Source organism: Paenibacillus sp. FSL P4-0127, from assembly GCF_038007325.1.
GTDB lineage: Bacteria > Bacillota > Bacilli > Paenibacillales > Paenibacillaceae > Fontibacillus > Fontibacillus macerans.
This window is the reverse complement of sequence record NZ_JBBOWY010000001.1, coordinates 4006481-4019972: the sequence shown is the minus strand read 5'-3', so window position 1 is coordinate 4019972 and position 13492 is coordinate 4006481. Positions and strand designations below refer to the sequence as shown.

The 13492-nt window shown below is 56.5% G+C and carries 15 protein-coding genes and 1 riboswitch; of the genes, 10 read left to right on the top strand and 5 right to left on the bottom strand.

Going from position 1 to position 13492, the window contains the following annotated elements; all coding sequences use genetic code 11:
- Positions 1-53 precede the first annotated feature (53 nt).
- Positions 54-830 (top strand): YheC/YheD family protein, encoded by a 777-nt coding sequence (locus NYE74_RS18170; protein WP_036622574.1) that lies wholly within the window; start codon positions 54-56, stop codon positions 828-830.
- A gap of 62 nt (positions 831-892) precedes the next feature.
- Here NYE74_RS18170 and NYE74_RS18165 read toward each other — a convergent pair whose 3' ends face one another.
- Both NYE74_RS18165 and NYE74_RS18160 read right to left on the bottom strand, forming a co-directional pair.
- Positions 893-1969 carry a glycosyltransferase family 4 protein gene (locus NYE74_RS18165; protein ID WP_316561641.1) on the bottom strand — a complete coding sequence of 359 codons (1077 nt, stop codon included), beginning with the start codon at positions 1967-1969 and terminating at the stop codon, positions 893-895.
- Positions 1970-2063: 94 nt separating this feature from the next.
- Positions 2064-2246, bottom strand: a complete 183-nt coding sequence (locus NYE74_RS18160; RefSeq protein ID WP_124331980.1) for a hypothetical protein — start codon at positions 2244-2246, stop codon at positions 2064-2066.
- A gap of 201 nt (positions 2247-2447) precedes the next feature.
- On the opposite strand from NYE74_RS18160, the gene NYE74_RS18155 reads away from it, so the two are divergent.
- The 6 genes from NYE74_RS18155 (at position 2448) to NYE74_RS18130 (ending at position 8788) form a co-directional block, all read left to right on the top strand.
- Positions 2448-4253: an SgrR family transcriptional regulator gene (locus NYE74_RS18155; protein ID WP_316561640.1), complete on the top strand. Its 1806-nt coding sequence runs from the start codon at positions 2448-2450 to the stop codon at positions 4251-4253.
- Between the two features lie 80 nt (positions 4254-4333).
- Positions 4334-5488: a DUF4062 domain-containing protein gene (locus NYE74_RS18150; protein WP_240751820.1), complete on the top strand. Its 1155-nt coding sequence runs from the start codon at positions 4334-4336 to the stop codon at positions 5486-5488.
- Positions 5485-5676, top strand: a complete 192-nt coding sequence (locus NYE74_RS18145; RefSeq protein ID WP_036622564.1) for a hypothetical protein — start codon at positions 5485-5487, stop codon at positions 5674-5676. The genes NYE74_RS18150 and NYE74_RS18145 overlap by 4 nt, the downstream gene beginning before the upstream one ends.
- 294 nt (positions 5677-5970) lie before the next feature.
- Positions 5971-6981, top strand: a complete 1011-nt coding sequence (gene namA, locus NYE74_RS18140) for an NADPH dehydrogenase NamA (protein ID WP_124331977.1) — start codon at positions 5971-5973, stop codon at positions 6979-6981.
- Between the two features lie 251 nt (positions 6982-7232).
- Positions 7233-7952, top strand: coding sequence for a futalosine hydrolase (locus NYE74_RS18135; protein WP_036622560.1), 720 nt, complete (start codon positions 7233-7235; stop codon positions 7950-7952).
- Positions 7949-8788, top strand: coding sequence for a 1,4-dihydroxy-6-naphthoate synthase (locus tag NYE74_RS18130; RefSeq protein WP_036622558.1), 840 nt, complete (start codon positions 7949-7951; stop codon positions 8786-8788). Before NYE74_RS18135 ends, NYE74_RS18130 begins: the two co-directional genes overlap by 4 nt.
- A 117-nt stretch (positions 8789-8905) precedes the next feature.
- Here NYE74_RS18130 and NYE74_RS18125 read toward each other — a convergent pair whose 3' ends face one another.
- The 3 genes from NYE74_RS18125 to NYE74_RS18115 form a co-directional block, all read right to left on the bottom strand.
- Entirely contained in the window at positions 8906-9790 is an 885-nt protein-coding gene (locus NYE74_RS18125; protein WP_036622556.1) for a radical SAM/SPASM domain-containing protein, read from the bottom strand.
- Positions 9791-10270: 480 nt separating this feature from the next.
- Positions 10271-10687 carry a metallothiol transferase FosB gene (gene fosB / locus NYE74_RS18120; RefSeq protein ID WP_036622554.1) on the bottom strand — a complete coding sequence of 139 codons (417 nt, stop codon included), beginning with the start codon at positions 10685-10687 and terminating at the stop codon, positions 10271-10273.
- Positions 10688-10770: 83 nt separating this feature from the next.
- Entirely contained in the window at positions 10771-11787 is a 1017-nt protein-coding gene (locus tag NYE74_RS18115) for a DUF4183 domain-containing protein (protein ID WP_341005058.1), read from the bottom strand.
- 358 nt (positions 11788-12145) lie between these two features.
- On the opposite strand from NYE74_RS18115, the gene NYE74_RS18110 reads away from it, so the two are divergent.
- The 3 genes from NYE74_RS18110 (at position 12146) to crcB (NYE74_RS18100) (ending at position 13471) form a co-directional block, all read left to right on the top strand.
- Positions 12146-12559, top strand: coding sequence for a DUF4183 domain-containing protein (locus tag NYE74_RS18110; protein WP_036622552.1), 414 nt, complete (start codon positions 12146-12148; stop codon positions 12557-12559).
- Positions 12560-12616: 57 nt separating this feature from the next.
- Positions 12617-12677: riboswitch (Fluoride riboswitch) on the top strand.
- 42 nt (positions 12678-12719) lie between these two features.
- The gene (gene crcB, locus NYE74_RS18105) at positions 12720-13109 is read left to right on the top strand and encodes a fluoride efflux transporter CrcB (RefSeq protein ID WP_124331974.1); all 390 of its coding nucleotides are present in this window, start codon (positions 12720-12722) and stop codon (positions 13107-13109) included.
- Positions 13106-13471 carry a fluoride efflux transporter CrcB gene (gene crcB / locus NYE74_RS18100; protein WP_124331973.1) on the top strand — a complete coding sequence of 122 codons (366 nt, stop codon included), beginning with the start codon at positions 13106-13108 and terminating at the stop codon, positions 13469-13471. Before crcB (NYE74_RS18105) ends, crcB (NYE74_RS18100) begins: the two co-directional genes overlap by 4 nt.
- Positions 13472-13492: the final 21 nt, after the last annotated feature.

Genomic DNA, 13492 nt, shown 5'->3' with positions numbered 1-13492 from the left:
GACATAGCCGCGAATACACTGCCAGTAAAACGCCGCAAAGGGGAATTTAATCCATGAAACCAGGCCGGCATCCGCGCCATGTAATCAGCAAATGGAAAAAAAACAAAGCGCTCCTGGAAAACAAAAAACTAAGGCCCTTCCTGCCGGAGATGCGCAAGTTCAGCCGGGCCAACCTGCTTAACATGCTTAAGAAGCACAAAATGGTTTACGTCAAACCGGTTAACGGCTCCCTGGGAAGAGGAGTGATGAGAGTGGAGTTGAAACCGGCGGCAAGCGCCGTCCCGTACCGGTACCAGCTCGAAACCAAGGCCCGTTCCTTCAAAACTTTCGACGAACTTTATGTGTCTATCCAACAGCATAAACGAAAGGGGGACTACCTCGTTCAACAAGGCATTCACCTGCTCACCTACCAAAACCGCACGTTTGATCTGCGGGTCATGGTCCAAAAAACGCCGCAAAAAGTCTGGAAAACAACCGGTTACATCGGCAGGCTGGCCCACCCTAAAAAAATCGTCACCAACTATCATAGCGACGGCACGCTAATGCCTGTGGAAAAACTGCTTTCCCCACATATGAAAGGCCCCAAAATCAAGGCATATTGCACAGACTTGCAAGACCTTGGCGAAGACGTCGCCAACCACCTTCATAAGGTTTTTCCCGGGATCCGCGAAATCGGCGCGGATATTGCCGTCGACCAAAAGCTGCGTCCCTGGATCCTCGAAGTCAATACATCGCCGGACCCGTATATATTCAGGAAGTTAAAGGACAAAAACATATTCCGCACGGTCATCCGCTATTCCCGTGCGAACGGAAGAGTTCAGCGCAAATAGCTCTAATCCAAAAACGCGGAGGATTGCCGCATGATGCCTGCAGCAATCCTCCGCCCGTGTTTTCAGGATACATACCGGTTATAAATCTTCATCAGGTTCGCGGCCGTCTGGTTCCAGCCGAACTTGCTTACCGCATCGCGTCTGGCCTGTTTGGACATTTTTGCAGCCGCTTCCGGATGTTTCGCCAACTGTAAAATCCACTTGGCATGCTCCCGGGGGTCCGAATAGGGCTTTACCAAATAACCGTTGTGGCCATGGCCTACGATTTCCCCGATGCCCCCGATATTGGAGGCTACGACAGGCAGCCCGGAGGCCATCGCCTCTACATTGACGAGGCCGAACGCTTCGTGCTCTTGGGAAGGACAAGCAAAGCAGTCGGCCTGACGGAAATAACGGTCGATCTGCCGATGCGGAACCTTCCCCACAAAGCGGACGGGCACCCGATGCTTGCCGGCCAACCGGCGCAGCTCCCGCAAATACCCGGCTTTCCCCCCTCCGACGACCATCAGGCTCGCTCCGGCGCATTCCCGCCGCACCAGTTCGATGGCTTTGATCAGAACGGGGACTCCTTTGCGGGGGATGACCCTTCCGGCAAACAGCACCCGGAATTGACCCGGAGCGACTGTTCGCCGGGCCGGCGGTTTAAAACGCTCGGTATCAACTCCCAGATGCACCGTATATATTTTGCCCGCCAACCGGTCAAAGCGCTCCGACAATTTCGCTTTCAGCGAATCGCTGTTGGCGACGATGAGATCGGGTTTGGCCATGCTGGCGGCCACCGCGGACGTATTTCTCACAAAAGTTAATGAATGAAGGAACAGGGAGACCGGCGTGCGCGGAAAAGCGGCTTTGATTTTGGCCGCGTAATGGGGCCGGTTGTCGACCTGAATCAGGTCATAGTTCCTGCCTTTTAAATAATTCAGCACGGAAACGATATATCGGTTCGGACTGCCCGAAGGCACGCGGACGATCGTTAATTTGCCGGTGCGGCTCACCGGCGGCAAACCTTTCGACTTTCTGCTGAGGATCGTAACGGTATGGCGGTCGGCCAGCTCTTTGGCGATCGCCAGCATGCAAATTTCCACCGATCCGTTCCCCGGAACCGGAATCTGCTCGGGCGCAACCATTAAAATGTTCATTTTATCCTCCTTACGCATAGGATCAGATGGCTTATTCACCATATGCGTCCGGAGCTTTGGTTGCTGCGGGGCAAAGGCCGAATTTAGAGTTCTATCATTTGACCATTTGAAAAAAAGAACGAAGCGTCTTCACCCACGCGTTTTGCGCCCTTTTGCCCTTGCCGCACCGTTCCCGAATGATCTTGACGTCTATATGCCAAGCTTCGTAAAGCTTGCTTTTTGTTTCATGAAATTGTTTCAGCTCCCGCTCCCTGCGGTAAAATTCATCGAAACTCATGCGTATGACCTCCTTACGGCTTCCCGTTTGATTCTAGCTGTTTAAACTGCTCTCATTATCCGCTTTAAAAGCAGGAAGAAAAAGTGTACACTATTGCCAAAGCACTTCCCCTTTTAGGGAAACAAGCGGGACATGTCCGGGAATTACGGTTCTTTGTACTTGCAAGCATCAAGATAATATCCGCTGTGGAGGCGATCGCATATGTTAACGGCAGAACGTTATGTAACTTTGCTTAATCATTTTTCCGGGCCGGAATCGACGGAAATGCGGGAAGTGGAGGTGGCGCTGGAGGATTTGACGGAGCTGTTTCACTGCACCGAGCGAAACGTCAAGCTGATTATCCGCAAGCTGCAGGAAGAAGAGCTGATCGAGTGGCATCCCGGCCGGGGCCGCGGCCACCGTTCCCGGCTCGTTTTCCGCATCGGCCGGCCCGCTTTTCTCCTGCAGCTGGCGCAAACTCTGGCGCAAAAGGGGGAATACCGGGAGGCGTTTGAGTTCCTCAATCAGCACGAGGAGGATAAGCCGGTGGTGGAGCAGTTTATTTTATGGATGAACGAGCAATTCGGGATCGAGCAACTCGCCGCCGGCCAAAGCTGCAGGGACATTTTCCGGCTGCCTGTTTACAAGAAGCCGATGACGCTCGATCCGGCCAACCTGTTTTACGGGTTCGACTCGCATTTGGTCCGGCAATTGTTCGACCGGCTGGTCCAATTCGACGGAACGCTTGGCGAAGTCGTGCCGATGATCGCGCACCATTGGGAGCATAACGAAAACGGTGACGAATGGACGTTCCACCTGCGTAAAGGCGTCCGTTTTCACCACGGCAAAGAGCTGACCGCGGAAGACGTCATGTTCACCTTCGGCCGCCTGAAAGACGGTTCGGCCAACCTCTGGCTGTTGGCTACCGTGGAACGGATGGAGGCACCTGACCCGAGAACGGTCAAATTTTTCCTGACCCAGCCGAACTGGCTGTTTCCCCGCCTCCTCTGTTCATCCTGCGCTTCCCTTCTTCCCTCCGACCTGCTCGGCCGGGATGAGCAAGCTTTTTGGACGCAGCCGAGCGGCACGGGCCCGTTTCGCCTGACGCACTGGAGCGACAGCCGGATGGAGCTGGAGGTGAACCCGGCGTATTTTCTCGGCAGAGCTTATCTGGACGGCGTGACCCTCGTGTTCCTGCCCGACAACATCCCGAATTCCTCCAGAATCAAATGGGAGCAGATTATCGGAGGCGATACCCGCATTCCCGATCGCGCCGGCACGGATTGGGAACGGATCGAGAAGCTTTGCAAAGGATGCAGCCTGATCAACTGGAACCGCAACAAAAAGGGGCCCCAGCAGTCGCTGGCTTTCCGCCAGGCGGTCAATCTGATCATCGACCGTCCCGGCATGCTCGCGCATACCAGAAAACCGGGATACCCGGCCCGCAGTTTCCGCCCTACCGAAGATGCCGCGCTTGGCATCCACCGCCACGATCCCGCGGCGGCCCGGCAGCTGCTGGAGGAGTCCGGATACGACGGTGCCCCAATTCGTCTTGTCGCCAATTATCTGGACCGCGATGAAGCGGAATGGATCCGGTGGCAATGCGCCACGATCGGAATTCCTGTGGAAATCCGCTATGCGGACAAATCGAATATGGCCAACACGGCCGATCTTTCCCGGGAAGCGGACTGCGTTTTGTCCTGCCTTGTCTTCGCCGAAGATGAAGTTTGCGAGTTGGAATGCTATTTGATGGATAACAGCTTCCTGCGCCGGACAATGCCCCCGGAACTGACCCGCTGGGTGTTCGGCATGGTGTCCGAGCTGCTGGCTTCCTCCTCCGCGGAACGGCGCCAGGCATTGCTTCGGCAAATCGAATTCCGGCTGCAGGAAGAGGCGCAGGTGATGTTTTTGGTTCATCAAAAGCTGCACACTTACGTCCACCCGTCGATTCGGGGGCTCGCGATCAACAATCTCGGCTGGATGGATTTTAAGGATATTTGGTTGACCTCTGCGCTGCCAACCGGATAAATCAATGATGTCCTATTTCGGCAGGCTGGGGTATAATGGAAAAAAATGCTGGAAATACCGATCCGGGAGTGTATTTAGCCGTGGCGAAAACAAAGGTTTTCATTAGCTCCGTGAACGAAGACGGGTTGAAGCCTCTCCGCAAAAACGCGTTCCGGGAACTGGCCGCTATGGGGCATGAACCGGTCATGTGGGAGGAGAATCTCGGTCCGTGGCCGGCCGGAACCGATCCTGTGCTACGCTGCCTCGAGGCGGTGGAGGAATGCGACATTTATCTGTTGTTTATCGGCAGCAAAGCCGGGACTTACGAGCCCGATGCCGATCGAACGGTCACTCATCTCGAATTCATCAAAGCGTTTGAAGCCGGGAAAACGATTCTCGTCTTTGGCGACGTACAGATTAAATCGTTGTTTTTCGGCAGCGTCAAGCCGCTGCTTGAACCGTTCATCGACCGGTTTATCGCCAGGGAAGAACGTTTTCCGAGCTCCCGGCAAATGATGGATATCCTCGCTGCCGAGCCCGGCCTGCCTCATCATATCGATCCTTACATATGGCTTCTGCTTTACGACATCGCCATACGCAAAATATACATTGACGATCTTTCGCTGGGCGTTCCGATCGATTGGCGCGGGTATTTCAGCGACCTGCTCAGGCGCGGCGCTTTGCTGCTGCCGCTGGAGCCGTCAATCGAGCAGAACAGCGAGCGTCTGGAACAGTTCGATCATGCGTTCGAGCTGATCAGCGGCCTGCTTCCGCAGCTGGAAATCGGCGGCCTGCGGGAGCCGGAGGCGTTTCTTCAGAGACTCATCTCCCCTTTTGAAGGCGGAATGATCGCACACCGTTACGGACAGTATATAGCCGAGCAGGTCGGTTACTACAAGGATTGCAGCGCGGCCACGCTATACGTCCGGTCGGACGACAGGCTAAAGGCCGTGGCTCAGGCCGGCGAGGCGAACGGGCCGGTTGAATACACCCTCGACAACAACGGTTCCTACGCCGTGTTAACCTACCATTTGGGGAACCAGCAGGAGCAGGTTTTTTTCACGGAATCGAAAAGCATGTTCTATTACTGCATCCGCTCGGGAGAATATGTGCTGACGCTGCACTTCCCGGCCGACCCGTCATGGGACTACAGGAAATTCATCCGCTACAAAGAGAGCGCCAATCATGCTATAATGAGTAAAAATCCGGTCATCATCCAATTTGTCAAACTATGTTTAGGAGGGATGCCGTCTTGAGTCGCGGCGTATTCGTATCCAAAAACGGAGTCGTCTCCAAAGCCATCGGTTTTCAGCCGAAGGAAGCGCTGCTGTTTGCCCCTTCGGATAAAAATTCCTCCCAAATTTTGCGCGATCAGCGCTCGGCGATGAAACGCAACAACAAACAAATCAAGGACCGTTTTGCCCAGGCCAGCAAAAAGGCTTGAGCTTTCCAAATCGATTCCAAATCGCAAACCGCTTTGTTCCGGACTGCAAAAATGCCGGACGAAGCGGTTTTTAGCGTTTAGGGCGGCTGCGGCGGCGGAGTTCCCCCTGATGCGAGAACAACTTCAGCATGAAAGTCCGGAAAATATCCTGAGCGGCATCTCCTTGAGCTCCCGTTTATTTTTAAGTATTAAAAAGTATACTATACAACAAAAATGTGCGTACTTGTAACTCGGTATGGCATGAATTACGATAGAATAGGTGGGTTTTTTAAAAAATATAAAGGAGTGGTTATCATGAGCGCCAAACTGTTTTCCCCATGGACGGTAAAGCAAGTTACTTTAAAAAATAGAATCGTCATGTCTCCTATGTGCATGTATTCTTCCCCGAACCAGGACGGAAAAATCGCCGACTGGCACCGGGTTCACTACGCCAGCCGGGCCGTCGGCGGCGTCGGACTCATTATCGTGGAAGCGACCGCCGTCGCCCCCGAAGGACGGATTAGCTATGACGACCTCGGCATCTGGAGCGACGAGCATATCGCCGGGCTGAAGGAACTCGCGAACCTTGTTCACCAAAACGGCGCCAAGATCGGGATTCAGCTCGCGCACGCCGGCAGAAAAGCGGTGCTGGACGAGACGATCGTCGCTCCGTCGGCCATCCCGTTCCCGGACATGAAAGTGCCAAAAGCCGCTGACGCCGGCGATATCCGGCGGATCGTCGAAGGCTTCCGGGAAGGGGCGCGCCGGGCGAAGGAAGCCGGGTTCGATGTGATCGAAATCCACGGCGCTCACGGATACCTGATCCACGAATTCCTCTCCCCGGTTTCGAACCATCGGGAAGATGAATACGGCGGCGACGCAAACGGCCGCTACCGCCTGCTCGGCGAAGTGATCGACGCGGTGAAAAGCGTATGGGACGGCCCGCTGTTCGTGCGGGTTTCGGCAAATGAATACGCCCCGGAAGGCAACTCACTGGATCAATATATCGATTATGCCCGGCGGATGAAGGAACAGGGCGTCGATTTGATCGACTGCAGCTCCGGCGGGCTCGTGCCGGCGCCGATCGACGTGTTCCCCGGCTATCAGGTAAATCTGGCGGATCAAATCCGCGCCCAGGCAGGCGTTGCTACCGGGGCGGTCGGCTTGATCAACAGCCCGCTCCAAGCGGAAGAAATTATCGGGAACGGCCGCGCCGACCTTGTGTTCCTCGGCCGCGAATTGCTGCGCAATCCTTATTGGCCTTACGAAGCGGCCAAGGAACTGCGCACCACGCTGGAGCGTCCCGTTCAATACCAGAGAGCCTGACCGCCGCCGGGGAGTGGTAAAAGCCGCTTTTCTAAAACCGGACCTTGAGCTTTTGTACGCAGGTTTGCGTAGGCTCAAGGTCCGGTTTTTGCCGCCTCGGCCCCGGCCGGTACGGCCCGCTGCCAAGCGCTGCAGTTGCTCCGCGGATCGGCCCTGAATTCGGCGGGCCTGGCCGAGCCCCGCTTGGATTTCCCGGGACGAAAGCTATATAATTTGAAGAGTGAGTTTGGTTAAGGAGTTGTCAAGCTGTTATGAACCTTTCTGATTCAATAAATCGTCCCGGGCTCGCCCCGGCCGGCACTGCTTCGTTTCGTGCGCCGAAGCGCGTCCTGATCATGACGGCGGTGGAGGCGGAGCGGGATGCCGTGCAACGCGGCCTGGGCGGACATGCCGGGGCCGAGGTGCGGCTCGCCGGCGTTGGCCCGGCAGCGGCTGCCGCGGCGACGGCGGCAGCGCTCGCTGCGGCTGGCGGCGAATACGAGCTCGTCATCAGCGCGGGCATCGGCGGCGGATTTCGCGGGGCCGCCGAGGTCGGTTCGCTGGTCGTTGCCAGCGAAATCATCGCCGCCGATCTGGGCGCGGAAACGCCGGACGGCTTTGCGAGCGTGGACGAGCTCGGCTTCGGCTCCGCGCGGATCGCGGTGGAACGCCGCCTTGCCGCCCGCTGGGCGGACGCCCTTGCCGCTGCCGGGCTTCCGGCCTATTGCGGGCCGGTCCTGACGCTGTCGACCGCGACCGGTACGGCGGAAACGGCCGAAGCGCTGCGGGCCCGCTTCCCCGGCGCGGGAGCCGAAGCGATGGAAGGCTACGGCGTCGCCGAAGCGGCGCGCCAGTTCGGCCTTCCGTCGCTGGAGCTGCGGGCCATTTCCAACGCGGTCGGCCCGCGCCGGCGCGAGCTGTGGAAAATCGGCGACGCCCTGCAGGCGCTGGAACAAGCCTGCTCAATACTACCGGAGGTGCTGCAATCATGAACATCGCTTTTTCCCCTTGTCCCAACGATACTTTCGTTTTTCACGCCTGGGTGCACGGACTGATCCCCGGCGCGCCCGAGTTGGACGTGACTTATGCGGATATCGACATAACGAACGGCCTTGCGGCATCCGGCCGCGGACCGGATGTGCTTAAAGTTTCCTACGCGGCTCTGCCTTGGCTGCTGGACGAATATGCGCTGCTGCCCTGCGGCGGCGCTTTGGGACGCGGCTGCGGGCCGCTTGTGCTGACCGCCGGAACGGATGGCGGCGCGGACGAGGCGTCCGCCCTGTCCGGACGCCGGGTGGCGGTCCCGAGCGAACGCTCGACCGCCTATCTGCTGTTCCGCCTGTGGGCGGCACAACATGTCCCGGGCGGCGTCGGCGAAATCATCGTCATGCCGTTTGACGAGATCATGCCGGCCGTGCAGCGCGGCGATATCGACGCCGGGCTGGTCATTCACGAAGCCCGGTTCACCTATCAGAACTACGGGCTCAAGATGCTTCAAGATCTGGGCAGCTGGTGGGAATCCGATACGGGGCTGCCGATTCCGCTGGGCGCCATCATCGCCCGCCGCTCGCTTGACCTGGCGGCCCTTGCCGGCTGGACGCGGGAATCCGTCGAATACGCCTGGGCGCATCCCGAAGCTTCCGCCGATTACGTGATGAGCCACGCGCAGGAAATGTCGCCGGAAGTGACGCAGGCGCACATCAATCTGTACGTCAACCGCTATACGGCGGAGCTGGGCGAAGACGGCTATGCCGCCGTGGCCGCCCTGCTCGACCGCGCCGCGGCCGAAGGGCTCGTCCCGAAGGTGGACCCCGCGAAACTGAGATAGAAGCGCCGGCCACTTGGCGGATATGCTAATTATGCGTCGACCCTCCCCAAATCTACTCAAAAAGGAGCCGTACAGGCTCCTTTCATTTTCCCCTTTTCTCTTACTTGAGTCCGGCTCCTAAGCTCCACCGCCAAAACGCTGGCGGTACCCGCATTTCCGGCACAGTTCTTCCACCGCTGTCCGGCGCGAAAACCCTTCGTACAATCGGTTGGCCCGTTCCCCTTCGATAATTTCCGAAAACGGGGTTTTGTACACGTTGCCTAAATTGATCACCCCTTCGCCGTCGAGGCAGCAAGGGATCACCGTACCGTCGACCAAAATCCCCGCCTGATTGCGGAGCGCATGGCAAAAGCCCTTGCCGTCGTCCTCCTGCGCTTTTAAATCCGGCCAGGCGAATTCATGATCCTGATTCAAGTAAATCCGCTCGGCCAATTGAACTCCGCTGCCGGGTACGACTTTCTCCTCGATGCGGTAGTCCAGGCCAAACTCTTTTTCGATGATCTCCAAAGTCTCGCGGTTGCGTTTGCGTTGCAAGTTCGTTTCGTTGTCCTTCGTCAAGTTCCAGAGCCGGAACGAAACGATCAGATCGGACGAAGCGACGGCCTCCCGGACGAAAGACAAAATGGAGTACAAATAACCCTCCCGGTCCGCGGAGCCTTCATGCCCGTCAAAGCTGTGCAGCGAAAAATTCATCTGACGCAGCGCCGGCTTGCCGAGCAGCTTACCCTTAACCTTCGGAATCAATGTGCCGTTGGTCGTGATGTTTACCTGAAATCCTTTTTCGTGGCTGATGTCCAGGAGCCGGTCGATTTTAGGATGCAGCAGCGGCTCCCCTTTAACGTGGAAATAAATGTAATCCGTATGAGGTTTAATGTCGTCCAAAATTTTGCTGAAGTCTTCCGTTTTGATAAACTGCGCGTTGCGGTGCGTCGGCGGACAAAAGCTGCACGCCAAATTGCAAATGCTGGTCGTTTCGATATAAAACTTTTTGAACTTTTTCATGTACTTGAGCCTACTTCACTTTGATTTAGTATTCGGGATTTGTCCGCACTAGTTGTATTAAATCCGACAAGATACATTTTCTCGCCACCACATTCTAACGGTTGCCACAGCCGCTATTTGCTCCAATATCGCCGTTTTCGAATTCTAACGGTTGCCATAGCGCTTATTTAGCTAAAACCCGGATATTTGGAATCAGATTTGAGCAGATAACTGCGCTCACAACCGTTAAAATTTAGAAAGGGGCTTTTTTGGCAAAATAGCGACTAATACAACCGTTAGATTTCTGGCGTGATCTCAAATGAAATAGCGGGCTAGGTGTACCAGAGATTTTGTGTAGGCGTTAATGCAACGCCAGTGTAGAAAAGGTTTTTTTTCGGAAAATAGCTGCTGCTATAACCATTAAATTTCCGGGCTTGTCTTTATTCTAGCTGATACGGGGCAAAAGCCCAACAAAAAATGCTCTAAAGACGCCGAAGCTTTTCAGTAAAAGGTCATGTGGCTTTTTTCCGCCCGGTAGTAGTCGAGACGATCCGCCAGCGTTCCCGTATGGAATTCAAACAGATGCCCGTCGGGATCGAAAAAATAAATCGATTTTTTGTCCCGCACATCCCTCTCGCGCCCCGGCAGCACTTCTACGCTCAATTGCCGCAGCTTGTCCAGAACAGCGTCAAAATCCGTTTCTTCGATCGTAAACGCGATATGCGTGTATGTACGGTTCTCTTTGTCCCGGGGGATGTCTTCTTGATTCAAAGCGATCCATAAACCGTGTAAATCGAAATAGGCGAGTTTCCTCCCTTTCACGACCATTTTTGCGTCAAATACCTGTTCATAAAAAGCAATCGACCGCTCCAGATCGGCTACCGAAAAGCAGAAATGGTTAATTCCCTTAATATCCATTGGGCTCCTCCCAGCAAAAATTAGGGGCAAGGCCATAACGCCTCGCCCTTTATGCGGCACGCATTATGTGATAAAAATGATTTTCAGATTATGGCTTGGGCCGTAATCTGCACGATTTCGATAATAATCGGCGTCCCCGCCAATATCATATCCTGACCGAGCAAAAGCGTCAAAGCCTGGGGGGACAGCGTATACAGGCTGCCTTCCTGCATTACGCCGTTTATATACAAATTGGCATATGATTCGCTGCCAAGCCCGGAAAATGCGGCCGGCGGATTTCCCTGGTCATCCGTAAACTCGCTCGCCGGGACGGTGACATCCCCTTGTAAATTAGCAGGAGGAAAATAAAAGTAGCGGAACACGGTAGGCGTTACCTGAATCGCGCCGCCGGGAGGTCCGGGGGGGCCAGGAGGCCCCTCGGGGCCTTGCGGGCCTATCGGCCCCTGCGGACCCGCTTCTCCCACCGGCCCTGGATCTCCCGCCGGCCCTTGCGGACCCACTGGCCCCTGTGGCCCCGCTTCTCCCGCCGGCCCTTGCGGTCCCACTGGCCCCACCGGCCCTGGATCCCCCGCCGGCCCTTGCGGACCCACTTGCCCCGGCGGACCTGGATCGCCCGCTAGCCCTTGCGGTCCCACCGGCCCCTGGGGACCCGCTTCTCCCATAGGTCCCTGCGGACCCGCCAGACCGTACGCCCCCGCTTCTCCCATAGGTCCCTGCGGCCCCGCCAGACCGTACGCCCCCGCCTCTCCCACAGGTCCCTGCGGACCCGCCAGACCGTACGCCCCCGCTTCTCCCACAGGTCCCTGCGGACCCGCCAGACCGCGCGGACCCGCTTCTCCCACAGGTCCCTGCATGCCCACCGGCCCCCGTGCACCCGCTTCTCCCGCCGGTCCCTGCGGGCCCACCGGCCCGATCGTTCCCGGTGGCCCGAGAGCTCCATGCGGTCCGGCCGGCCCTGTATTTCCCGTGGGACCCGGTCCCCCCGGAGCGCCTGCCGGGCCATTCGCCCCCGGCAAACCGGGGACGCCGGAGCAGCCACCCGCTCCCGGGCGTTCCATTTGCCCGTGGCGCTCATGAAGCAGATGCTCTATCCGCCGCATCCGTTTCCAGCATATGATAAGACGGCCGCGCAATCTCCGGTTTTGTGCACGCAGAGCATAATATGCGGCGGCCCTCTTTTTGCGGCTTCTCGTGCCTCTCTTTCTTTTTCCCCCTGGGGCACACTTTCCTTTCCCCACTTGCCATTCCTCCCACACGGAAATGCTGTATTGTGCCTCGTTATTCGCCTGCATTATCATACGTGCTTTCGTGTAGAGGCGAAATAGACAAATATCCTGCTCCCCCGCAAAAAATTGCATATTTTGCCGATGAAGATGCGCCGCTTCTATTAAGTCAACCTGATCATTATATGTGATATATCGAGTCTCTCGATAACATTCTAGATTAGGAGGTAATACCATGCCGGTAGTAAAACCCGTCTTTACCGCCACGGCCACCGCTCCGGTTGCATCGGGCGGAGCTATCACCACGACGGTTTCCCCGACCGTCACCCGCTTTTTCGCCACGATTACGGCCGCAATGATCGGAGCCACGGACATCACCATTCCCGCCGGGAGTTTCGTCGATGACACGGACACGGCCGTCACCGCTTTGCCCGCCTTGACCGGGAGCGACTTCTTTAATGTGTATGTCAACGGCGTGATCCAGCAGCAGTCACTGTCCACGTTGACGACAGCAAGCCTGGTTTTGGCTACGACGGATATCAGCGCAGGCGTTCCCGTTCAATTGGAAGTCAACAGCTTCGGCGATGTCACGTCCACGATTACGACGCAGCCCACAATCTCCGCCCCCACGATTACCATTACCACTTAAAGCGCCCATTTAAAGTGTAATATTGACTCCCCGCGTTCCATCGACTAAAATGGACCCAGTATTAAAGGCGATGGAGTTCGCCTGAACCGCTCCCCGAGCTAATGACTCCTACCAGTTGCTGCTGGTAGGGGTCTGTCTATTTTTAGGAGGCTGATCGCTTTTGGATGTAATCGCACTGATCGTTGGCGGATTTTTCGGTTCGCTGCTGCGTTATGGATTAGGGGTTGGGATTCCTTCTGTAGGATCCTTCCCCCTCTCTACCGTCATCATCAACTTGACCGGCTGTTTGTTCCTCGGATGGTTTTTTACCATCGCACCGCTGCGGAAAATCCCTTCCCATCTGCGCCTTGGCCTGGGAACGGGCTTTACCGGAGCATTTACGACCTTCTCCACCTTTTCCGTACAGACCTTGGAAGCACTAAGCTCCAACCGCCCCGGAACGGCGGCCGCTTACGCGCTGGCGAACGTGATCGGCGGCCTGCTCATGGCCGGGCTCGGCGTGCGGATCGCCGGAAAGAACCGCCGCCGTCAAGGGGAAGGTGCGGCATGATCGGCATCTTGGGCGTTGGCGCAGGCGGCATATTGGGGACGCTTCTGCGGTATTATCTGGGAAAATGGATATCCGGCAAAATGGGCGGCGGATTCCCGTACGGGACCTGGGCGATTAACCTTAGCGGTTCCTTTCTCCTCGGTCTTTTATCGGCCCTACATAATCATCGCGGGATGCCCGAATGGAGCTGGCTCATGTTCGGGGTTGGCTTTTGCGGAGCTTATACGACTTTTTCCACATTCGGTTACGAAACGATCGGCCTGATCGAGCAAGGGCGGAAGCGAAACGCCGCCGTTTACGTCATATCCTCCGTTTTGCTGGGCGTTCTGTTTGCCTGGCTGGGCAATATGTGCGTCCGTTAGGTCAACAAGCCGGCAAACTCA

Coding starts and splice junctions, on each gene's coding strand:
- NYE74_RS18155 (WP_316561640.1), top strand. CDS start 2,448: ATGTTAACGGCAGAACGTTATGTAACTTTGCTTAATCATTTTTCCGGG.
- NYE74_RS18165 (WP_316561641.1), bottom strand. CDS start 1,969: ATGAACATTTTAATGGTTGCGCCCGAGCAGATTCCGGTTCCGGGGAAC.
- fosB (WP_036622554.1), bottom strand. CDS start 10,687: ATGGATATTAAGGGAATTAACCATTTCTGCTTTTCGGTAGCCGATCTG.
- NYE74_RS18170 (WP_036622574.1), top strand. CDS start 54: ATGAAACCAGGCCGGCATCCGCGCCATGTAATCAGCAAATGGAAAAAA.
- NYE74_RS18130 (WP_036622558.1), top strand. CDS start 7,949: ATGAACATCGCTTTTTCCCCTTGTCCCAACGATACTTTCGTTTTTCAC.
- NYE74_RS18110 (WP_036622552.1), top strand. CDS start 12,146: ATGCCGGTAGTAAAACCCGTCTTTACCGCCACGGCCACCGCTCCGGTT.
- NYE74_RS18160 (WP_124331980.1), bottom strand. CDS start 2,246: ATGAGTTTCGATGAATTTTACCGCAGGGAGCGGGAGCTGAAACAATTT.
- namA (WP_124331977.1), top strand. CDS start 5,971: ATGAGCGCCAAACTGTTTTCCCCATGGACGGTAAAGCAAGTTACTTTA.
- crcB (WP_124331973.1), top strand. CDS start 13,106: ATGATCGGCATCTTGGGCGTTGGCGCAGGCGGCATATTGGGGACGCTT.
- NYE74_RS18135 (WP_036622560.1), top strand. CDS start 7,233: ATGAACCTTTCTGATTCAATAAATCGTCCCGGGCTCGCCCCGGCCGGC.
- NYE74_RS18115 (WP_341005058.1), bottom strand. CDS start 11,787: ATGCGGCGGATAGAGCATCTGCTTCATGAGCGCCACGGGCAAATGGAA.
- NYE74_RS18125 (WP_036622556.1), bottom strand. CDS start 9,790: ATGAAAAAGTTCAAAAAGTTTTATATCGAAACGACCAGCATTTGCAAT.